The organism is Bacillus sp. FSL P4-0334 (assembly GCF_038004825.1).
Taxonomy (GTDB): Bacteria; Bacillota; Bacilli; order Bacillales; family Bacillaceae; genus Bacillus; species Bacillus velezensis.
The window spans coordinates 274,334-293,679 of the sequence record NZ_JBBORX010000001.1 but is presented as its reverse complement, the minus strand read 5'-3'; the positions used below and the strand labels follow the sequence as shown (position 1 = coordinate 293,679).

Genomic DNA, 19,346 nt, shown 5'->3' with positions numbered 1-19,346 from the left:
GAGATGTGCGGATGGACACGATGAAGGAGCTGTTTACGTATTATGCTCAAAACGGCAGTTATGTTCTGTATGAGTGCTGGCGGCACTTTCTCATGTCGGCGTACGGCGTCGTTTTCGCCGCCGTTCTCGCCATTCCGGCCGGAATTGTGACAGCAAGGCACGGGCGTCTCGCCGGCTGGGTGTTTGCTGTGGCGAACGTGATTCAAACCGTTCCGGCGCTTGCGATGCTCGCCGTCCTGATGCTCGTCATGGGACTCGGCGCCAATACGGTCATCACGGCTTTGTTTTTGTATTCACTGCTGCCGATTCTCAGAAATACGCACACGGGCATTATCAATATCGAGCACGCTTATCTCGAGTCGGGAAAAGCGATGGGCATGACGAAATACCAAATCCTTCGTATGGTGGAGCTGCCGCTTGCGCTTTCCGTCATTATGGCGGGTCTCCGAACGGCGCTCGTCATTGCGATCGGCATCACGGCGATCGGCACCTTCGTCGGGGCGGGCGGCCTCGGCGATATGATCGTCAGAGGGTCGAACGCGACAAACGGAACCGCCATTATTTTGGCGGGCGCCATCCCGACCGCGCTGATGGCGGTAGCCGCAGACCTGCTGATGGCGTGGCTGGAACGAGCCCTCAGCCCGGTGAAAAAACAAAAAAGAAAGCTGATCGTACGCTCAGCCTCATGAAAAAAAGCATTCTTCCGCGTGAAGGATGCTTTTTTTTGATTTCTTGATTAAATTTTGATAACTGCGCTGTAAAGTCTTACTTATCAAATAACAAAGCAGAGGGGTAATCAAATGAGCAACATCATAGAAACGAGACAGCTGCAAAAATCATTCGGCAGACAACAGGCAGTGGCTGATGTGTCTCTATCAGTAAAACGCAACAGTATATACGGCCTGCTCGGTCCGAACGGCGCGGGAAAATCAACGACACTTAAAATATTGACCGGAATCTTGCAGCAAACATCCGGCGAGGTTCTGTTCGACGGACATACATGGAAGCGCGAAGATTTGAAAAGCATCGGTTCCCTGATTGAAGCGCCGCCGCTTTACAGCAACCTGACAGCCGCTGAAAATCTGAAAGTCCGCTGCGTGATGCTCGGACTGCCTGATTCAAGAATTGCGGAAGTGCTGGAAATCACGGGATTAACGGGAACCGGAAAAAAGCGCGCCGGACAATTTTCTATGGGAATGAAGCAGCGTCTCGGCATTGCGTTAGCATTATTAAACCGTCCGTCGCTCTTAATTCTTGATGAGCCGACAAACGGATTGGACCCGATGGGAATTCAGGATTTGCGGGAATTTATCCGCTCTCTGCCCGGACAGGGAATGACGGTTATTTTATCTAGCCACCTGTTATCAGAAGTCGAGCAGATCGCAGACCATATCGGAATCATCAGTGACGGCGTTTTAGGATATCAGGGAGAAATCAGCCGGGAAGACGATCTGGAGCGGCTGTTTCTGGAGGTTGTCAAATCAACACGGGAGAAAGCGGGGACTGGGAAATGATTCAGTACATGCAGGCGGAACATCTTACATCTAAAAGAACATTTATCAGAAAGCTGATCATTCTTATCCCGCTTCTGAACACGGCTTTTTCTTTTCTGCTGAATGCCGCCTATTTTATGACGGGCACGTTCAATTGGTGGGCGGTTATTTTCATGCCGCTCATGATTGCTCTAATGTGCGGTTTATCTGTTAAAAAAGAGAAAAAATCAGCGAATGACCGTGCGGTGTACTCACTGCCGGCTGACTTGAAGAGCATATGGTTCTCAAAAATAAGCTTGATCGCGCTGTATTCACTCCTGTCGCAAATCGTCTTTTTAGTCATCATGTTTTTTCTTGGCCTTGTGTTTCCGGCAATTGCTGCGGTTCAGCTGAAAGGTATTGAAGCAAGCTCCCTTCTGTGGCTGTCTACGCTTTGGGAAATTCCGTTCTGCTTATGGATTGCCAGACAGTTCGGGTTTACGGCAGTGATCCTCATGAATATGATCGCCGCCTTTGTTTTAGGCATTGTGCCGGCGTCAGGCTCATTGTGGTGGCTGAGTCCATGGAGCTGGTCAGTCCGGCTGATGTCACCGATTCTCGGGATCCATCCGAACGGAATTCCGCTTCCTGCAAACAGCGGCTTATTAAACGGAAACGTGATCATTCCGGCTATTATTCTTTCTATTCTTTCTTTTATCGCGGTAAGTTTTGTTTCCGCCGTGTCTTTTTCAAAAGGGGGAAACCGGTCATGACCGTGCTTTTACGATATATGTGGGCCGATGTATTAAAAATGAAGCGTACGCCGCTCATATGGATGCATGCTGCGGCGCCGGTTTTATGCGCGGGATTTTTCCTGTTGTATATGTATGGAAGGGTTCAGGAGCCTTATATGCTGTACAGTGTGTTTTTCAGCGCGATTGCCGTTTTATACCCTTTAATCATCAGTATTGTCTGCGGCATGTCTGCCTCGGTTGAGGAACAGGCGGGCCATTTTCAGATGATGCTGGCGGTCCCGCATTCTAAAATCATCAGTTTTGCGGGTAAGCTGCTTTTGCTGCTCCTATTGAATGTGTTATCGGTAGGTCTCGCCATCTGTCTTTATTTGGCGGGGATGAAATTTGTTCTTCACATCAATGATCTCCCGTATCTTCTCTTTTTAAAAGGAGGGGCGTGGCTGATTGCCGGCAGTATTCCGCTTTATATGATGTCTTTTTTTGTCGGCATAAAGTACGGCATGGGACCGTCCGGGCTTTTAGGGGGAGCGGGTTTATTAATGGCGGCGCTCATGAATACGGGACTTGGCGATACCATCTGGCGTTTTTTCCCGTGGGCATGGAGCGTACGGCTTTCAGGCCTTGCAGGACTGCTGCATTTTGACAAAGTCAAAAAAGAGTTCCTCCCTTATGTAAGATACGATATGAGATTCGGAGAAATAATGTTATATTTTTCTATAGTGATATTATGTCTGGCCGGCCTCTATTGGTGCAGAAGATGGGAAGGGCGGCGTTCATATGAATAAAGGCAAGGAGCGATTCGGCCGGTGGCAAACATTTTAGCAATTGATGATGAAAAAGATATTCTCGTTCTGATCAGAAACATTTTACAGCGTGATCAGCATACAGTAACGATTCTGGAAAAAGCGGAGGATCAGTCATTGGATTTTTTTCAAGGCTATGATTTGATTCTTCTTGATGTCATGATGCCCGGAACGGACGGGATTGAACTCTGCCGGCGGATTCGGCCGCTGGTGGACAGCCCGATCCTGTTTTTAACGGCAAAGTCTGACGAAGAATCCATTGTGAAAGGCCTCATGACAGGCGCTGATGATTACATCACAAAGCCGTTCGGCGTACAGGAATTGATGGCAAGGGTAAACGCGCATGTCAGAAGGGAACGGCGGGAAAAGCATCAGACGAAACGGCTGATATCAGGCTTCATGTTTGATTTTGACAATAAAGAAGTATGGATTGATGACCGGAAACTGCCTCTTACGAAAAACGAATATAAAATCGTTGAATGTCTGGCACAGCATAAAAACAGAACATTCTCACGGGAGCAGATTTACGAGGAAGTGTACGGCTTGGACGGCGATGCGCTCTATTCAACCATTACGGAGTTTATCAGAACCATCCGGAAAAAATGTAAAGAACACGGGGCTGATCCGATCAAAACGGTGTGGGGTGTCGGATACAAATGGGAATAGCAAAAGGAAAATCCAGCATCCGCAAAGAGCTTGTCAAATTTACGATCACACTGTGTCTGAGCACGATGGGGGTGGCGGCATTATGTGTCGCCTTAAATGCCATTGCTATGAATGCCGGAGCGATCCTGCCCGCAAACTACAGCGAGCATGAGGCGGAACAGATCAAACCCCGCCTGAAATCAGCGGAAAAGATAACAGAAGACATGATCCCCGCAGGTATGACATACGCCGTTTTTGATAAAAAAACAAAGCGGATGACAAAAGGAACGATGACGGAACAAGATGCGGCCAACGCGAGAAAAAAGATTCAGCATCAGCCGTATTTTAATTATGCTCAAAAAGGATTCATGGTGATAAATCGGAAAGATGAATACGGCGTTCTCCAATATTCACTCAGGTCGGAATTTCAGTCGCCGCTGTTAAGGCGCTATCTGCCGAATTATGAATGGACGGGTCTTACGATTCTGATCACTTTGCTTCTTTTGACCGTTTTTATTGTGACGACGCGTTTCGCCAATCAGCTGAGACGGCATTTCAGCACACTCAGCTCCATTACGGCAAGCATTCAAAAACAGAATTTAAATATCAATCCAAAAAGGTCGCGTATAAAAGAATTTGACGATGTCATTGACTCTCTGCTGAAAATGAAAGACGCGCTTCAGGCATCTCTGGCGGCGCAATGGGAGGCGGAGCGGATAAAGAAAGAACAAATCGGCGCGCTTGCGCATGATATTAAAATTCCGGCAACGATCATTAAAGGAAATGCCGAACTGCTTCAGTTAACAGAGCCTGATGAGGAGCAGGCGGAATATGCGCAGTATATTCTGGATGCCGGAAACAAAATCGAGCATTATGTCGGACAGCTGATCCAGCTTTCTAAAGCGGAGGAGGCAGTTGCCGTTCATGTGGAATATACCGACCTCAAAGAGTGGATTCAAAACATATATCGTGACGCGGCGGCGCTTGCGGGGCCGAAACAGATTGATCTCGTCCTCAGCGAACGGGGAATTGACAGAAAAGAAGCGCCGATCGATCATGAGCTGCTCCACAGGGCGGTCATGAATATCGCGGCAAATGCCGTCGACTATACGCCGGAAGGAGGGGAAATCCGTGTGGACGTCCTGTGCACCGATTCCGCCCTCCATCTCGCCGTATCCGACAGCGGAAGCGGGTTCTCGCCGGAAGCGCTGAAAAGAGCGACACAGCTTTTTTACACGGAGGATAAAAGCAGACATTCGGCGGGGCATCACGGCATGGGGCTTACATTCGCCCATCATGTCGTACATCTTCACCACGGCGAATTAATACTTGAAAATCAGGAGTCTGGAGGAGCCCGGGCGGAGATTCGAATTCCGCTGGAAGGCGTCAGACAAAAACAAGCCCTGCACGCCTGAGGGCTTGTTTTTCTGTTTAAGAAAAGCAAAAATAAAAACGGCTGTCCGTTTGAGAGATCAGCCGCTTATGAGGAAAAGAGTTTATCAGGAAGGATCAATCCATGTTGAAGACCACTTGGAAATTTCCTCTAAAATAGGGGCTAATGCGCAGCCTTTTTCCGTTAAAGAATACTCAATGCGGACAGGCGTTTCGGGGATAACATCCCGTTTGATGACACCTTCTGTTTCAAGTTCTTTCAGACGTTCTGACAAGACTCTTCCGCTTAAATTCGGAAGCGCCGCTTCAATTTCGCTAAATCGCTGCTGTCCGTTCAATAACTGAAAGACGATTAGAGCCACCCAGCGTTTACTTAGGATGTCGACCGCTTTTTCGAATCTGGGGCACATTTCTGATTGGTTCATGCTTTTTCACCTCGTCTTCTGCTATTATACCGCAAAATCGGAGGGAACGTACGTCTGGCGCTTGTTAAGTTGAGGAGAGGATCAAAAAGAGGATGAGGAATCCGGGGAGCGCTTTTTCGCTTCAGCCGCGATAAAATCAAAGTATTTGCTGACGCTTTCAATATCTTCTTTTGTGAAATGCTGCCACTTTTTGCTGTCAAACAGCGGCAGATGCTCCGCGCCTCTGTCAACGGCGGTCTGATAGATGGCGCAGATGGATTGATAGCTTTCGGAGGTTTCGCGGATTTCTTCCTGAAATGCCTTGATGTGTCCGGCCCGCGCCATTAACTCCTCGTACGGAATTTTTAATGTGTCCGCCAATTTTCGGATGGTCGCGGGTTTAGGAATGCCGCGGTGCCCGTTTTCAATTCTGGAAATGGTCGCCGAGCTGACGCCGGAATAGACGGCAAGCTGATTGACGGTAAGCTTCCGGGCGCGGCGCAGCTCTCTTAATTGCTTTCCGAATGTGTTCAATAAGATCGCCTCACATGTGCAAAGTCATGAGTCTTCATTTGTTCTTTTTTTGGCTTCAGCCGATAAGAACGCAAAGTATTTATCAAGCAGAACCAAGTCTTCTTTCGACAGGTGCCGCCAGTTCTCCCGCTCCAATAGGGATAAATCATGCAGCTCATACGTTTCGGCTTTTTCCAGCAAGGTGCAACCCGTGTCGTACGGGGCTCTCGTTTCCTGAACGGTCTCTATATATCCCGCCGTCTGCATCAGTTCCTCATACGGGATTTTTAACGCATCTGCGAGCTTTTTAATGGTTGCAGGTTTCGGCACCCCGCGTTTGCCGTTTTCAATCCGCGAGATTCCCGCGGCGCTGACGCCTGAATACGTTGCCAGCTGATTCACTGTCAGATGCCTTTTTTCCCGCAATGTCCGCAATTGTTTCCCGAAGCTTTCCACAGTCTCTCCCCCTCCCGCGGTCTATTTATATTCTAGTATGTTTATTGACTAAAGGGAATAGCCAGGCTGGAAAAGTATTGACAAAAGTTAACAAAAGCCGTATCTTATGTATAAGAAAGAAAGTATTTGACAGAACGGAAGGTGAAGAAAGTGGTCGAAAAGATACAGATCAGAAGAGATTATGTGCTGCAGTATATGGTCAATAATGACTACTCGTTAAACCAGCTCGCCCTGGAGATCGGAATATCTCCCGCCACACTGAGCCGTGTACTGAATGGAGAGCGGAGGCCGGGCCAGCTGGTCATCGGAAAAATGCTCTATTACTTTGACATGAAATTTGAAGATCTTTTTTACTACGACTTTGTTGACAAAAGTCAATGATGATGGAAGATTCAAACGCATTTCCGTTTTTCTGACATGATGTGCACCGATACGGCGTGACATGCCTTTGTTTTTCATGTAAAATAGAAGCAATGTAGGCCAGTCAGTCTGGAGGTGTATGGGATGCACACATTATTGATTACCTTATTGGTCATCGTCAGTATTGCACTTATTATTGTCGTATTGCTTCAAACCAGCAAAAGCGCCGGTTTATCGGGTGCAATTTCAGGCGGGGCGGAGCAGCTTTTCGGAAAACAGAAAGCAAGGGGCCTTGATCTGATTCTTCACCGCACAACCGTTGTGCTGGCAGTCTTGTTTTTCGTGTTGACGATTTCGCTGGCGTATATCGTATAAGGCAATGTTTGTATAAGGTCTGATTTAATATCAGGCCTTTTTCTTGTTGAGAGACGGCGTTTGTTTCTCGCAAAACTGTGGAAAACTAAATTGAATGTGCAAAAAAGGGGTTATGAGCATGAAAATTGTGACACCAAAACCATTTACATTTAAAGGCGGAGACAAAGCGGTGCTTCTGCTGCACGGATTTACGGGAAATACGGCAGACGTCAGAATGCTCGGCCGCTACTTGAATGAGCGCGGCTACACTTGTCACGCGCCTCAATATAAAGGGCACGGCGTTCCGCCGGAAGAGCTGGTACTTACAGGGCCTGAAGATTGGTGGAAAGACGTCATGGACGGTTATGAATATTTACGGTCTGAAGGCTATGAAAACATTGCGGCCTGCGGACTGTCGCTTGGCGGGGTTTTTTCATTGAAATTGGGTTACACTGTACCCATAAAGGGAATTGTTCCTATGTGTGCGCCGATGCACATTAAAAGTGAAGAGGTTATGTACGAAGGAGTTCTTTCCTACGCGCGCAATTATAAAAAATTCGAAGGAAAACAGCCGGAGCAGATTGAAAAGGAAATGAAGGAGTTTGAAAAAACACCGATGAATACGCTCAAATCGCTTCAGGAGCTGATTGCCGATGTGCGCAAAAACGTCGACATGATCTATTCCCCGACATTTGTGGTTCAGGCACGGCATGACCATATGATTAATACAGAAAGTGCGAACATCATTTACAACGAGGTGGAAACGGACGACAAACAGCTGAAATGGTATGAAGAATCAGGCCATGTCATTACGCTCGATAAAGAACGGGATCTCGTTCATCAGGATGTGTACGAATTTTTAGAGAAACTCGATTGGTAACAAACAGGAGGTCGAATAATGGAAAAAGAAGCGTTTATGGACCGTCTTCTCGCGTTTATGAAGGAAGAGGCGTACAAGCCCCTTACCGTTCAGGAACTTGAGGAGATGCTGAACATCACGGAAGCAGATGAATTTAAAGAGCTGGTAAAAGCGCTGGTGGCGCTCGAGGAGACGGGACAGATCGTCCGCACCAGAAGCAACCGCTACGGGCTTCCGGAAAAAATGAATTTAGTAAAAGGAAAAATTTCCGCGCATGCAAAGGGATTCGCGTTTCTATTGCCGGAGGATACCTCTTTAAGCGACGTGTTTATTCCGCCGAATGAGCTGAATACGGCCATGAACGGCGATATCGTCATGGTGCGGCTCAATTCCCAGTCAAGCGGATCGAGACAGGAAGGCACGGTCATCCGCATCTTGGAAAGAAGCATCGACCGCGTCGTGGGCACATACACAGAAACGAAAAGCTTCGGTTTTGTCATCCCGGATGATAAGAAAATCACGAGTGATATTTTTATTCCGAAACATGCCAATAACGGCGCTGCGGAAGGCCATAAAGTCGTCGTCAAACTGACAAGCTACCCTGAAGGCAGAATGAACGCTGAAGGAGAAATCGTTGAAATACTCGGCCATAAAAATGATCCGGGCATCGATATTTTATCAATTATCCATAAGCACGGCCTGCCGGGAGATTTTCCGGCTGAAGCGATGGAGCAGGCAACAAGCACGCCGGATACCATCCATGAAAAAGACATCAAAGACCGCCGTGATCTCCGCGATCAGGTCATTGTCACCATTGACGGCGCGGATGCGAAGGATCTGGATGACGCCGTCACCGTGACAAAGCTTGATAACGGCAGCTACAAGCTCGGCGTCCATATTGCGGACGTCAGCCATTACGTCACGGAGAATTCCCCGATTGACAAAGAAGCGCTGGAAAGAGGGACAAGCGTGTACTTGGTTGACCGGGTCATTCCGATGATTCCGCACAGACTGTCTAACGGAATCTGTTCTTTAAATCCGAAGGTCGACCGGCTGACGCTTTCCTGCGAAATGACAATCAACCAGCAGGGCCAGGTGACAGAGCACGAGATCTTCCAAAGCGTCATTAAAACGACGGAAAGAATGACCTATTCAGATGTCAACCAGATACTCACAGAAGACGACGCCGAGCTGAAAGAAAGATATGAGCCGCTCGTCCCGATGTTTAAAGACATGGAACGTCTGGCGGAAATTCTCCGGGCGAAACGGATGGACCGCGGCGCCGTGGATTTTGATTTCAAAGAGGCGAAAGTGCTCGTCGATGAGGAAGGCGCCGTTAAAGACGTCGTCATCAGAGAGCGCTCAGTAGCGGAAAAGCTGATTGAAGAATTCATGCTTGTCGCAAACGAAACGGTGGCCGAGCACTTCCATTGGATGAACGTGCCGTTTATTTACCGGATTCACGAAGAGCCGAACGCCGAAAAACTGCAAAAGTTCTTGGAGTTCGTCACGACATTCGGTTATATCGTTAAAGGAAAAGCCGGAGACATTCATCCGCGCGCGCTGCAAAGCATTCTTGATGAAGTGCGGGACCGTCCGGAAGAAACGGTGATTTCAACCGTCATGCTCCGTTCCATGAAGCAGGCGAAATACGACCCGCACAGCTTGGGCCATTTCGGGCTGGCGACTGAATTTTATACGCACTTCACATCGCCGATCCGCCGCTATCCTGACTTAATCGTTCACAGGCTGATCAGAACGTATTTGATCAACGGACAATCGGACGAAGCGACTCAAGAAAAGTGGGCCGAACGCCTTCCGGAAATCGCTGACCATACGTCAACAATGGAACGGCGCGCCGTTGATGCAGAGCGGGAAACGGACGATCTGAAAAAAGCGGAATATATGCTTGATAAAATCGGCGAGGAATTTGACGGCATGATCAGTTCTGTCACGAATTTCGGAATGTTTGTCGAGCTGCCGAATACGATTGAAGGTCTTGTGCACGTCAGCTTTATGACGGATGATTATTACCGTTTTGACGAGCAGCATTTCGCCATGATCGGCGAACGCACGGGCAACGTTTACCGGATCGGAGATGAAATCACGGTCAAAGTCGTCGACGTCAATAAAGATGAGAGAAACATCGACTTTGAAATTGTCGGCATGAAAGGCACCCGCCGTCCGAGAGAAACGACAGGCGACCGCAGAAAACGCGGCAGACCGGCGCGGAAACGTGTGTTAAACAGCAATACCCCGGCTTCACCGCCGAAATCGGAGGAAAAAGGGGAATGGTTTACAAAACCGAAGAAGAAAAAGAAAAAACGGGGTTTCCAAAACGCGCCGAAACAAAAACGCAAAAAGAAGAAGTAAATGCGAAAAGCAAATGGGGCAAAATGCTCTGTTTGCTTTCTTTCGCAAGCCGCATTTTCATTGTCGCGGAACGCTCCATTTGCTAAAATAAAGCGTATCGCACACATGAACGGTTTTTGCGGAGAGAGGAGGAGAAGGCATGCCAAAAGGATCAGGCAAAGTATTATCGCAAAACAAAAAAGCAAACCATGATTACTTTATAGAAGAAACCTATGAAACAGGCATCGTGCTGCAGGGAACAGAGATTAAGTCCATCCGCGCCGGCCGCGTAAACATGAAGGATTCCTTTGCGAAAATCGAGCGCGGCGAAGTGTTCCTCCACAACATGCACATCAGCCCGTACGAGCAGGGAAACCGCTATAACCACGACCCGCTCCGGACGAGAAAGCTTTTGATGCACCGGAAAGAAATCAATAAGCTGATCGGCCTGACAAAAGAGAAAGGCTATTCCCTCGTGCCGCTGAAGCTGTATTTGAAAAACGGCTTTGCCAAAGTGTTAATCGGCCTCGGAAAAGGGAAGAAAACATACGATAAACGCGAAGATTTAAAACGAAAAGACGCCAAAAGAGAAATCGAAAGAGCGTTCAGAGACAGACAAAAAGGCTTCTGATGCCTGAGCCTTGATGTGATAACTGCCGTATGCTATACTGTTCACACATCAGATTCACAGGCTGTTTTATTGAAGACATTCCCAATTGAATTTGTCTGTGATCATGATATAATAACAGTACAGCCAGTTAAGCAAGAGCTTGATAGATCTCCCGTATACCCTTAACAAGGGGACGTTACGGATTCGACAGGGATGGATCGAGCTTGAGCTGCGAGCCGAGAGGCGATCTCGTTAACACGCACCTAAATATAACTGGCAAAACTAAAAGTTTTAACCAAAACTTAGCACTAGCTGCCTAATAAACGCAGCGAGCTCTTCCTGACATTGCCTATGTGTCCGTGAAGAGCACATCCAAGTAGGCTACGCTTGCGTTCCCGTCTGAGAACGTAAGAAGAGACTGACAGACTAGCTCTCGGAAGGCCCGCCCGCAGGCACGAAGACGAGTGAAACACGAAATATGCAGGCTACGCTCGTAGACGCTTAAGTAATCGATGTTTCTGGACGTGGGTTCGACTCCCACCGTCTCCATACATAACAGAGGAACCGCAGTGCTGTCACATGACGCACTGCGGTTTTTTTCATGCCGAAAAATCAAGGAGTGAATGTAAATGGAAATCGTCATCATAGACGGAAAAGATGTTACAAGCACAGAAGCTTTACACCGAATCTTAAAAGATCAATTAGATTTCCCGGACTTTTATGGTGAAAATCTGAATGCCTTATGGGATTGTCTGACAGGCTGGATCGAACTTCCGCTGACTTTGGTGTGGAAGAATTTTGAGATCAGTCAGAAGGAATTGGGTTCGGATGCTGATAATGTATTAAGGATATTAAAAAAGGCTCAGGCAGAATTAGATGGTGAATTTTTCATTCAAATCGATCAGCCGTCAGCCGGGACAACGGACAGGCACTAAAAAGTGCGTACTTCCCCTCATCTATTTTTCTATCCGATAATAGGGACGGAAGGTTTCAGGCTTTCGATTTCTGTCCATATATAAGAAGAGACTTGCGATAGGGAGGAATGGATGATGGATTTGCAGTTGAAAGGAAAGACGGCGCTTGTGACGGGATCTACGTCAGGCATCGGGAAGGCGATTGCGGCTTCGCTGATTGCAGAAGGTGCGGCCGTGATCATTAACGGCCGCCGTGAAGAAAAGGTGAACGAAACGATCCGGGAACTAGAAAAACAGACGCCGGATGCCCGTCTCTATCCGGCCGCATTTGATTTAGGCACGGCGGAAGGATGCGGCGCGATTTTTCAGCAGTACCCTGATGTGGATATTCTCGTCAACAATTTAGGAATCTTTGAACCTGCGGAATACTTTGATATTCCTGACGAAGAGTGGCTCCGGTTTTTCGAGGTGAATATCATGAGCGGCGTGAGGCTGACACGCCGGTATGCAAAGCGGATGATTGAACGGAAGGAAGGGCGGGTGATTTTTATCGCGAGTGAAGCGGCCGTCATGCCTTCTCAGGAAATGGCCCATTACAGCGCTACGAAAACAACGCAGCTGTCGCTGTCACGCAGTCTGGCCGAGCTCACGGAAGGGACGAATGTGACGGTGAATACGGTCATGCCCGGCTCCACGAAAACAGAGGGCGTCGAAACAATGCTCGAGTCGCTTTATCCCGGTGAAAACCTGACCGCGGCGGAGGCGGAGAGACGATTTATGAAGGAAAATCGTCCGACGTCGATCATTCAGCGATTGATCCGTCCGGAAGAAATCGCCCACTTTGTCGCCTTTTTAAGCAGCCCGCTGTCGTCTGCCATTAACGGATCTGCATTGCGGATCGACGGCGGCTTGGTGCGGAGCATTATATAAGATGAATATACAAAAACCCCCGCAAAGTGGCGGGGGTTTTTGTAATGCGGATCACGCTGAAAACCGGCCGATGATCCTGCTGATTAAATCTTTTGTGGCGCAGTCAAAATGCTCTTCTTTTTGGTTTGTCAACAGCCCGACCGGCGGTGAAATTGTTAAGTTATGGATCGGAATGACCTTCGTGCCCTCGATCGGTTCTGAGTGCGCCGTCGCCGTAAAGATTGAGACGCCGATATTTTCCCTGACATAGTATTGGTGAGCCATGCTGCTGGTCAGCTCCATTTTTCGATAGCGGCTGCCGATGGACCGCTGCAGGTGCTGTTCAATTTGAATCCGGATCGGGCAATTGGCGGGCGTAAAAATCAGGCATTCATTTTCTAAGTCTTCGAGATTGATGCTTGCTTTGGCGGCAAGGGGATGTCTGTCGGACACGATGACATTGAGCGAGTCATGGAAAAACGGATCGAAATAATTCTCCAGAATCAGCTCCGGCTCGCCGCATACGGCAAAATCAATGGCGCCCTCCAGCAGTTTGCGGCTGCATGTATTGGCATCATCCACGCTGACATTGACCGACATGTCAGGATAATCATCTAAAAACCCCCGCAGTACGGCAGGGAAGATCAGGCTTGCCGTCGGTTCGGATATGCCGATGTGAATAAGGCCGGCCTGCCCCTGTCTGATGTCGGCCAGAGTATGGTCAAGCACCTCGTATTGCGCGAGAAGCTGCCCGGCCCGCTCATGAAACAGCCGCCCCGCCCTTGTCAGCTTCAGCTTCTTTCCCCGTTCAAACAGCTGCGCGCCTACATCCTGTTCCAGCTGTTTAATCCGCATTGAAATCGTCGGCTGTGAGTAGTTCAGAATTTCGGCGGCTTTATAAAAGCTGCCTGACTGTACGATCGTATGGAACGTTTTAATGGTGCGTAATTCCAACGAAATCCCCTCCCGGCTGTTCATTAATTTTCTTGAACCTTTCCTTTACTTTTTTTGATTAGTCAAATAAATCAGTTTGCTTTATAGTATAAACAATCAAAGCTTAGTAAACAAATTGGAATTATATATTTTTGCGGGGAGAGTGACCGGAATGAGTGAAGACATATTTCGATTGGCTGAAAAAAAGGATGCGCCGGAGTTTTTAGAGCTGCTGTACAGCGCATTTCAGCCGATCCGCAATTTGGAGATTGACTGGCCGTCGGCGCGGGCCGACATCGATATGGTAACAGAAAATATTGAAAATCATTCAGCCGTCGTGCTCGAACGGGACGGACGGCTTCTTTCAACAATTACGATCCGTTTTCCGTGGGAGAGTGACACGCCTCCGTCAAAATATCCGTTCGTCTGGTGGTTTGCGACGCTTCCTGAGCTGAAGGGGCAGGGCATCGGCAGCAAACTTTTGACTTATGTGGAGGAACACGTGCTGCGGGATACGCTGAAGGCCCCGGCCATCACGCTCGGCACTTCGGCGCGCAAGCATCCCTGGCTTGTAGATATGTACAGACGGAGGGGGTATGAAGTGTATTTTGAGCAGGAGAAAGACGGAGACATCGGAGTCATGATGAGAAAGGTGCTCATACCGGAGCGGTTTGACGCGTCGCTGTTAGGCACACCGAGCTGGGCGCAATGATAAAAAAACGGATCAGAGCCGGCTGTCTGCTTCTGCTGCTCGGCGTGCTGGCCGGGTGCGGGCAAGGAGAAAGCACAAAAGCGGGGAGCGGCGTGCAGACCGTCATTGTCGGCACGGGAACTGATTTTCCGAACATTGCTTTTATGGATGAAAAAGGCGAGCTGACCGGCTATGACATTGAAGTGATGAAAGCCATTGATAAACAGCTGCCGCAATACAAATTTGTCTTTAAGACGATGGATTTTTCGAATCTGCTTACAAGTCTCGGAAACCGGAAAATTGACGTGATCGCGCACAATATGGCGAAAAATAAGGAACGGGAGAAACGCTTTTTGTATCACAAAATCCCGTATAACTACTCGCCGATGTACATCACGGTGAAGGCGGATAATGACGCGATACACACGCTCCGGGATTTAAAAGGGAAAACCGTCATCGTCGGCGCGACGTCAAACGCGGCGGATTATATGACGGCATACAACAAAACCCACGGCAGCCCGATACATTTGAAATACGCCGGGCAGGGCAGCAGTGATACAGCAAACCAAATGGAGACAGGACGCGCTGACGCCACCGTATCCACGCCGTTTGCCGTCGATTTTCAAAATAAGACGCACGCGTTCAAACAAAAAACGGTCGGTGATGTGCTGCTGGATACCGAGGTGTATTTTATGTTCAATAAAAACAGCCAAACCCTGGCCGACGATACGGATCGGGCGATTCAAAAGCTTGAGAAGGACGGCACATTGAAAAGACTGAGTGAAAAATGGCTCGGCGCGGATTATTCAAAATCAAGTTTCACGAAATAATTGAAGCAGAAAACGGGGCGATCACATGAAAATAAGATTGGCGGTCATGTCATTAACAATTGCCGCAACGGCGGCGTTATCAGCCTGCGGCGCGGGCGGGGAGGCGGCATCAGGCAATCAGAAAAACGTGAAGAACATCACGGTCGGCACGGGAACTCAATTTCCGAATATTTGCTTTATTGATGATAAAGGCAAATTGACGGGCTACGACGTTGAGCTGGTGAAAGAGCTTGACAGGCGCCTGCCGGACTATCGTTTCACTTTTAAAACGATGGATTTCTCCAACCTGCTTGTCAGCCTCGGCCAGCATAAAGTCGATATCGTAGCCCATCAAATGGAGAAAAGCGCCGAACGGGAGAAAAAATTTCTGTTCAATCAAGTCGCGTATAACAACTTCCCGCTGAAAATCACGGTGCTTCAAGAAAACGGGAACATTCACGGCATTGATGACTTGAAAGGAAAGCGGGTCATTACAAGTCCGACGTCAAACGGCGCGCTTGTGCTGAAAAAATGGAATAAAAAACACGGCAGTCCGTTTGAAATCGCTTATGCCGGCCAAGGCTCCAACGATGCGGCAAATCAGCTGAAATCCGGCCGCGCCGATGCGACGATTTCTACGCCGTTTGCCGTCGATTTCCAAAACAAAACGAGCGCGATCAAAGAAAAAACGGTCGGCGGGGTGCTGTCAAATGCCAAAGTGTTCTTTATGTTTAACAAAAATGAACAAACGCTGAGCGATGACATTGATAAAGCCCTGCAGGAAATCATTGATGACGGCACGCTTAAAAAGCTGAGTGAAAAGTGGCTCGGCGCTGATTATTCAAAGGAGCAATATTAAGTGAAAAAGAGAGGGATCGGCAATGGAAAAAGCGTTTGATATCAGTATGATCGCGTCCTTTGTGCCGACATTGCTCGGGTATTTGCCCGTCACGCTGTATATATTGGCGGTGTCTTTGCTGTTCGGCTTTCTATTGGGGCTGCTTTTGGCGCTGCTCCGCATCTATCGTATTCCCGTTTTGAATCAGTTTGCGAAGCTGTATATCTCTTTTTTCAGAGGAACGCCCATCATGGTGCAGCTGTTCATTGTATTTTACGGTATTCCGGCGCTCACGGCGCTCGCCGGGATTGATACCTCCAAAATGGACCCTTTGTATGCGGCCATCGCCACGTACGCGCTGAGCAGCGCGGCAAGAGCGGCCGAAATCATCAGGGGAGGTGTGAACAGCGTCGACCGCGGGCAGGCGGAGGCGGCTTTCAGCATCGGGCTGAACGGGGGGCAGACATTCCGGCGCATCATTCTGCCGCAGGCGCTTGTGCAGGCCTTTCCCAACATCGGAAATATGGTGATCGGTTTCTTAAAAGATACATCACTCGCTTTTTCGATCGGGGTGATGGATATGTCGGGCAGAGGACAGACCTTGATTACATCGAGCAATCATTCTTTAGAAGTGTATATCTCGCTTTCTGTTCTGTATTATGCGGCCGCCCTTTTATTTGAATGTGTCTTCAGATGGGCCGAAAAACGAATCAAGAAAGATGAGACGCGCCTTGTGACGGTTTTTGACATGAGCGCGCACGGCTGAAAAGGAGGGAGAACAGTGGAGCTGGACATTCCATTTATCGGCACTGCGATCAAACAAATGATGAAAACCGTTCCGCTTACATTGGCGATGACGGTCATTCCGATTATTGCCGGATTTTTCATAGCTCTCGGCAATATCACGGTGCGTATATTCCGCATCAAATGGCTGCTGGCCTGCTCAGCGTTTTACGTGTCTTTTTTCCGCAGCACCCCGGCGATTCTCCATATTATGCTGATTTATTTAGGGGTTCCGCTGATTGCCGATCAATTCAGCCGCGCGTTTCATCTCGGCTGGTCGGCCAATCAGATTCCGGTCGCCGTGTTTGTCATCATGGCACTGTCATTAACGGCAGGCGCTTATATGACGGAAATTCTCCGTTCCGGGATCATGGCCGTCGATACGGGGCAGGCGGAGGCGGCATATTCAATCGGCTTGACGCGGGGACAGATGATTCGGCGCGTGGTTCTGCCGCAGGCGTTCATGATATCGCTGCCGAACTTCACCAACATAGGCATCGGCTTTTTGCATACCACTTCCATCGCGGCAATTGTTGCGGTGCCTGAAATTACAGGAACGGCGACGATTGCGGCATCCGATAACTATGCATTTCTGGAAGCATTTATCGGGGCTGCCGTGATTTATTGGGGATTAACGCTGATTCTCGAAGCTGTAAACAGTCTGGCGGAAAAAAGGGCGGCCAGATATCAAGGAGGCGCATTATGATCGAAATCCGAAACATTCAGAAACATTTTGGCAGTCATCACGTGCTAAAGGGGATCAATTTAAGTGTCCGGAAAGGAGAAGTCGTGACCATCATCGGCCCGAGCGGTTCCGGGAAAACCACTTTTCTGCGCTGCCTTAATTTACTTGAGCGGCCGGATGAGGGCGCCATTTCGCTGCACGGTGAAGTCATTAACTGCAAAAAGCCTGCCAAAAAAGACATTCTCAGACTGAGGAAACAGACGGCGATGGTTTTTCAGCAATATCATTTGTTTTCGCATAAAACGGCGATTCAAAATGTTATGGAAGGCCTGACGGTCGCAAGGAAAATGAAAAAACCAGATGCGTACGCCATTGCCGAGCGGGAACTGGCCAAGGTGGGGCTTCAGGATAAATTGCACGCCTATCCGAATCAGCTGTCGGGAGGCCAAAAGCAGCGGGTCGGAATTGCCAGGGCGCTTGCCATTCATCCTGATGTGATGCTGTTTGATGAACCGACCGCAGCCCTTGATCCGGAGCTTGTCGGCGAGGTGCTCGAGGTGATGCTTAACATTGTGCGGACCGGCGCCACCATGATCATTGTCACACATGAAATGGAATTCGCCAGAAAAGTGTCCGACCAAATTGTGTTTATGGATGAAGGAGCAATCGTGGAACAAGGAACGCCTGAGGAAGTCTTTTACAAGACGAAAAAAGAAAGAACGAAGAAGTTCCTCCGCCGCGTGCTGCCTGATTACGGTTATGACATAAAAGAGCGCATAAAGGAGCCTGTCGTATGATTCGTTTAAGCATTTTAGACCAAAGTGTCACCGCGGAAAACCAAACCGCAGAAGAAGCCTTGCGGCAAACGGTGAGATTGGCTCAGGAGGCCGAACAATACGGATATGACCGTTTCTGGGCGGCGGAGCATCATAACAATGAAGAGATAGCGGGATCAGCGCCGGAAATTGTTCTGGGGTATCTTGCCGCAAGCACGAAAAAAATCCGTCTCGCGTCCGGCGGGGTGATGCTGCAGCATTACAGTCCTTATAAAGTGGCAGAGCAGTTCCGGGTTCTGTCCGCTCTTGCTCCCGGCCGTGTGGCGCTTGGTGTCGGCAAAGCGCCCGGCGGATTTCAGCTGTCAACCGATGCGCTGCAGCGGGAGCTTATCCAGCCCGCCCGTTTATTTGAAGAAAAGCTTGAGGAGCTGACTCATTTCATCCGAAATGATTTTCCGGACTCGCACCGCTATGCGTCATTGCGGCCGGCGCCGCATACTGAGTATGCGCCTGACCTCTTTTTGCTCGGCGGCAGCGCGGAAAGCGCGATATCCGCGGCCAAACTCGGCATTTCCTTCGTTTTCGCCTATTTCATAAACGGTGAAGAGGCTGCGTTAGAAAAAGCGCGCCACGCCTTTGACGAGCATCTGCCGAAAGGATCGAAGGCGGAGTTTCACCTTGCGCCGATGGTCTTTACCGCGCATACAAAAGCAGAAGCGGAAAAACACGTGGTATCGCGTGAGTCGGTCAAAATCATTCTCGAAGACGGCAAAAAGGTGAATGTCGGTTCCCGGGAACAAGCGGAAGCGTTTCTTGAACAAGTCACGCAGCCGTATAAGCTGATTACACAAAAGACGGGTGTGATTGCCGGGACAAAAGAAGAGACTGCCGCCGAGCTGCGACGATTATCCGTTCAATACAGCATTACTGATTTTGTGATTTTGTCGCCTATCAAAAACGCTGAGGAAAAACGATTGTCTTACCGGCTGTTAAGCGAAGCGGTGCAGCCGGCCCCACAATTATAGGAGGGATG

24 protein-coding genes and 1 other RNA gene are annotated in these 19,346 nt (G+C 48.9%); 21 read left to right on the top strand and 4 right to left on the bottom strand.

Going from position 1 to position 19,346, the window contains the following annotated elements:
* Positions 1-11 precede the first annotated feature (11 nt).
* From NSQ37_RS01520 to NSQ37_RS01495, 6 genes are all read left to right on the top strand, one after another.
* Entirely contained in the window at positions 12-689 is a 678-nt protein-coding gene (locus tag NSQ37_RS01520) for an ABC transporter permease (RefSeq protein WP_015240601.1), read from the top strand.
* Positions 690-800: 111 nt separating this feature from the next.
* Positions 801-1,514, top strand: coding sequence for a lantibiotic protection ABC transporter ATP-binding protein (locus NSQ37_RS01515; protein ID WP_007409980.1), 714 nt, complete (start codon positions 801-803; stop codon positions 1,512-1,514).
* The gene (locus tag NSQ37_RS01510) at positions 1,511-2,245 is read left to right on the top strand and encodes a lantibiotic immunity ABC transporter MutE/EpiE family permease subunit (protein WP_015240599.1); all 735 of its coding nucleotides are present in this window, start codon (positions 1,511-1,513) and stop codon (positions 2,243-2,245) included. Before NSQ37_RS01515 ends, NSQ37_RS01510 begins: the two co-directional genes overlap by 4 nt.
* Complete coding sequence (locus tag NSQ37_RS01505; protein WP_015240598.1) at positions 2,242-3,012, top strand: lantibiotic immunity ABC transporter MutG family permease subunit; 771 nt, start codon at positions 2,242-2,244, stop codon at positions 3,010-3,012. The genes NSQ37_RS01510 and NSQ37_RS01505 overlap by 4 nt, the downstream gene beginning before the upstream one ends.
* A gap of 21 nt (positions 3,013-3,033) precedes the next feature.
* Entirely contained in the window at positions 3,034-3,696 is a 663-nt protein-coding gene (locus NSQ37_RS01500; RefSeq protein ID WP_007613820.1) for a response regulator transcription factor, read from the top strand.
* A complete protein-coding gene (locus NSQ37_RS01495; RefSeq protein WP_020956352.1) occupies positions 3,687-5,090 on the top strand; it encodes a sensor histidine kinase in 1,404 nt (467 codons plus the stop codon). The genes NSQ37_RS01500 and NSQ37_RS01495 overlap by 10 nt, the downstream gene beginning before the upstream one ends.
* A gap of 84 nt (positions 5,091-5,174) precedes the next feature.
* Here the strand turns inward: NSQ37_RS01495 and NSQ37_RS01490 are convergent, their stop codons facing one another.
* The 3 genes from NSQ37_RS01490 to NSQ37_RS01480 all read right to left on the bottom strand — a co-directional run bounded on the left by NSQ37_RS01490 (position 5,175) and on the right by NSQ37_RS01480 (position 6,440).
* Complete coding sequence (locus NSQ37_RS01490) at positions 5,175-5,492, bottom strand: winged helix-turn-helix transcriptional regulator (protein ID WP_003151672.1); 318 nt, start codon at positions 5,490-5,492, stop codon at positions 5,175-5,177.
* 81 nt (positions 5,493-5,573) lie between these two features.
* Positions 5,574-6,005, bottom strand: a complete 432-nt coding sequence (locus tag NSQ37_RS01485; protein ID WP_003151674.1) for a helix-turn-helix domain-containing protein — start codon at positions 6,003-6,005, stop codon at positions 5,574-5,576.
* A gap of 24 nt (positions 6,006-6,029) precedes the next feature.
* Positions 6,030-6,440, bottom strand: a complete 411-nt coding sequence (locus NSQ37_RS01480; protein ID WP_003151677.1) for a helix-turn-helix domain-containing protein — start codon at positions 6,438-6,440, stop codon at positions 6,030-6,032.
* A gap of 195 nt (positions 6,441-6,635) precedes the next feature.
* On the opposite strand from NSQ37_RS01480, the gene NSQ37_RS01475 reads away from it, so the two are divergent.
* From NSQ37_RS01475 to NSQ37_RS01440, 8 genes are all read left to right on the top strand, one after another.
* Positions 6,636-6,821, top strand: coding sequence for a helix-turn-helix domain-containing protein (locus NSQ37_RS01475; protein WP_087920807.1), 186 nt, complete (start codon positions 6,636-6,638; stop codon positions 6,819-6,821).
* 123 nt (positions 6,822-6,944) lie between these two features.
* Complete coding sequence (gene secG / locus NSQ37_RS01470) at positions 6,945-7,175, top strand: preprotein translocase subunit SecG (protein ID WP_003151681.1); 231 nt, start codon at positions 6,945-6,947, stop codon at positions 7,173-7,175.
* A gap of 118 nt (positions 7,176-7,293) precedes the next feature.
* Positions 7,294-8,034, top strand: coding sequence for an alpha/beta hydrolase (locus NSQ37_RS01465; RefSeq protein ID WP_341123114.1), 741 nt, complete (start codon positions 7,294-7,296; stop codon positions 8,032-8,034).
* 18 nt (positions 8,035-8,052) lie between these two features.
* The gene (gene rnr, locus NSQ37_RS01460) at positions 8,053-10,386 is read left to right on the top strand and encodes a ribonuclease R (protein WP_341123112.1); all 2,334 of its coding nucleotides are present in this window, start codon (positions 8,053-8,055) and stop codon (positions 10,384-10,386) included.
* Positions 10,387-10,525: 139 nt separating this feature from the next.
* The gene (gene smpB / locus NSQ37_RS01455; RefSeq protein WP_003151688.1) at positions 10,526-10,996 is read left to right on the top strand and encodes an SsrA-binding protein; all 471 of its coding nucleotides are present in this window, start codon (positions 10,526-10,528) and stop codon (positions 10,994-10,996) included.
* 168 nt (positions 10,997-11,164) lie between these two features.
* Positions 11,165-11,527: a transfer-messenger RNA gene (ssrA, locus tag NSQ37_RS01450) on the top strand.
* A gap of 77 nt (positions 11,528-11,604) precedes the next feature.
* A complete protein-coding gene (locus NSQ37_RS01445) occupies positions 11,605-11,910 on the top strand; it encodes a barstar family protein (protein ID WP_218791374.1) in 306 nt (101 codons plus the stop codon).
* 114 nt (positions 11,911-12,024) lie between these two features.
* Positions 12,025-12,819 (top strand): SDR family NAD(P)-dependent oxidoreductase, encoded by a 795-nt coding sequence (locus tag NSQ37_RS01440; RefSeq protein ID WP_015418226.1) that lies wholly within the window; start codon positions 12,025-12,027, stop codon positions 12,817-12,819.
* Positions 12,820-12,870: 51 nt separating this feature from the next.
* Here NSQ37_RS01440 and NSQ37_RS01435 read toward each other — a convergent pair whose 3' ends face one another.
* On the bottom strand, positions 12,871-13,752 hold the full coding sequence (locus tag NSQ37_RS01435; RefSeq protein WP_023357134.1) for a LysR family transcriptional regulator: 882 nt from the start codon (positions 13,750-13,752) through the stop codon (positions 12,871-12,873).
* 151 nt (positions 13,753-13,903) lie between these two features.
* Between NSQ37_RS01435 and NSQ37_RS01430 the strand changes: the two genes are divergently transcribed.
* From NSQ37_RS01430 to NSQ37_RS01400, 7 genes are read left to right on the top strand one after another with little or no spacing between them, the layout of a single operon-like run.
* Positions 13,904-14,443 (top strand): GNAT family N-acetyltransferase, encoded by a 540-nt coding sequence (locus tag NSQ37_RS01430; protein WP_003151702.1) that lies wholly within the window; start codon positions 13,904-13,906, stop codon positions 14,441-14,443.
* Positions 14,440-15,252 carry an amino acid ABC transporter substrate-binding protein gene (locus tag NSQ37_RS01425; RefSeq protein ID WP_069007348.1) on the top strand — a complete coding sequence of 271 codons (813 nt, stop codon included), beginning with the start codon at positions 14,440-14,442 and terminating at the stop codon, positions 15,250-15,252. Before NSQ37_RS01430 ends, NSQ37_RS01425 begins: the two co-directional genes overlap by 4 nt.
* Before the next feature lie 25 nt (positions 15,253-15,277).
* Entirely contained in the window at positions 15,278-16,090 is an 813-nt protein-coding gene (locus tag NSQ37_RS01420) for an amino acid ABC transporter substrate-binding protein (RefSeq protein WP_012118459.1), read from the top strand.
* A 22-nt stretch (positions 16,091-16,112) separates the two neighbouring features.
* On the top strand, positions 16,113-16,835 hold the full coding sequence (locus tag NSQ37_RS01415; RefSeq protein WP_012118458.1) for an amino acid ABC transporter permease: 723 nt from the start codon (positions 16,113-16,115) through the stop codon (positions 16,833-16,835).
* 15 nt (positions 16,836-16,850) lie between these two features.
* On the top strand, positions 16,851-17,558 hold the full coding sequence (locus NSQ37_RS01410; protein ID WP_020956345.1) for an amino acid ABC transporter permease: 708 nt from the start codon (positions 16,851-16,853) through the stop codon (positions 17,556-17,558).
* Positions 17,555-18,334 (top strand): amino acid ABC transporter ATP-binding protein, encoded by a 780-nt coding sequence (locus tag NSQ37_RS01405; RefSeq protein ID WP_069007347.1) that lies wholly within the window; start codon positions 17,555-17,557, stop codon positions 18,332-18,334. Before NSQ37_RS01410 ends, NSQ37_RS01405 begins: the two co-directional genes overlap by 4 nt.
* The gene (locus NSQ37_RS01400) at positions 18,331-19,338 is read left to right on the top strand and encodes an LLM class flavin-dependent oxidoreductase (RefSeq protein ID WP_012118455.1); all 1,008 of its coding nucleotides are present in this window, start codon (positions 18,331-18,333) and stop codon (positions 19,336-19,338) included. Before NSQ37_RS01405 ends, NSQ37_RS01400 begins: the two co-directional genes overlap by 4 nt.
* The last annotated feature ends 8 nt before the right edge of the window (positions 19,339-19,346 follow it).

What these genes read in the sequence shown, in the direction of transcription:
- rnr (WP_341123112.1), top strand. Translation starts at nt 8,053, where the DNA reads ATGGAAAAAGAAGCGTTTATGGACCGTCTTCTCGCGTTTATGAAGGAA.
- NSQ37_RS01400 (WP_012118455.1), top strand. Translation starts at nt 18,331, where the DNA reads ATGATTCGTTTAAGCATTTTAGACCAAAGTGTCACCGCGGAAAACCAA.
- NSQ37_RS01425 (WP_069007348.1), top strand. Translation starts at nt 14,440, where the DNA reads ATGATAAAAAAACGGATCAGAGCCGGCTGTCTGCTTCTGCTGCTCGGC.
- NSQ37_RS01510 (WP_015240599.1), top strand. Translation starts at nt 1,511, where the DNA reads ATGATTCAGTACATGCAGGCGGAACATCTTACATCTAAAAGAACATTT.
- NSQ37_RS01475 (WP_087920807.1), top strand. Translation starts at nt 6,636, where the DNA reads ATGGTCAATAATGACTACTCGTTAAACCAGCTCGCCCTGGAGATCGGA.
- NSQ37_RS01490 (WP_003151672.1), bottom strand. Translation starts at nt 5,492, where the DNA reads ATGAACCAATCAGAAATGTGCCCCAGATTCGAAAAAGCGGTCGACATC.
- NSQ37_RS01495 (WP_020956352.1), top strand. Translation starts at nt 3,687, where the DNA reads ATGGGAATAGCAAAAGGAAAATCCAGCATCCGCAAAGAGCTTGTCAAA.
- NSQ37_RS01520 (WP_015240601.1), top strand. Translation starts at nt 12, where the DNA reads ATGGACACGATGAAGGAGCTGTTTACGTATTATGCTCAAAACGGCAGT.
- secG (WP_003151681.1), top strand. Translation starts at nt 6,945, where the DNA reads ATGCACACATTATTGATTACCTTATTGGTCATCGTCAGTATTGCACTT.
- NSQ37_RS01405 (WP_069007347.1), top strand. Translation starts at nt 17,555, where the DNA reads ATGATCGAAATCCGAAACATTCAGAAACATTTTGGCAGTCATCACGTG.
- smpB (WP_003151688.1), top strand. Translation starts at nt 10,526, where the DNA reads ATGCCAAAAGGATCAGGCAAAGTATTATCGCAAAACAAAAAAGCAAAC.
- NSQ37_RS01505 (WP_015240598.1), top strand. Translation starts at nt 2,242, where the DNA reads ATGACCGTGCTTTTACGATATATGTGGGCCGATGTATTAAAAATGAAG.
- NSQ37_RS01515 (WP_007409980.1), top strand. Translation starts at nt 801, where the DNA reads ATGAGCAACATCATAGAAACGAGACAGCTGCAAAAATCATTCGGCAGA.
- NSQ37_RS01465 (WP_341123114.1), top strand. Translation starts at nt 7,294, where the DNA reads ATGAAAATTGTGACACCAAAACCATTTACATTTAAAGGCGGAGACAAA.
- NSQ37_RS01420 (WP_012118459.1), top strand. Translation starts at nt 15,278, where the DNA reads ATGAAAATAAGATTGGCGGTCATGTCATTAACAATTGCCGCAACGGCG.
- NSQ37_RS01440 (WP_015418226.1), top strand. Translation starts at nt 12,025, where the DNA reads ATGGATTTGCAGTTGAAAGGAAAGACGGCGCTTGTGACGGGATCTACG.
- NSQ37_RS01445 (WP_218791374.1), top strand. Translation starts at nt 11,605, where the DNA reads ATGGAAATCGTCATCATAGACGGAAAAGATGTTACAAGCACAGAAGCT.
- NSQ37_RS01430 (WP_003151702.1), top strand. Translation starts at nt 13,904, where the DNA reads ATGAGTGAAGACATATTTCGATTGGCTGAAAAAAAGGATGCGCCGGAG.
- NSQ37_RS01415 (WP_012118458.1), top strand. Translation starts at nt 16,113, where the DNA reads ATGGAAAAAGCGTTTGATATCAGTATGATCGCGTCCTTTGTGCCGACA.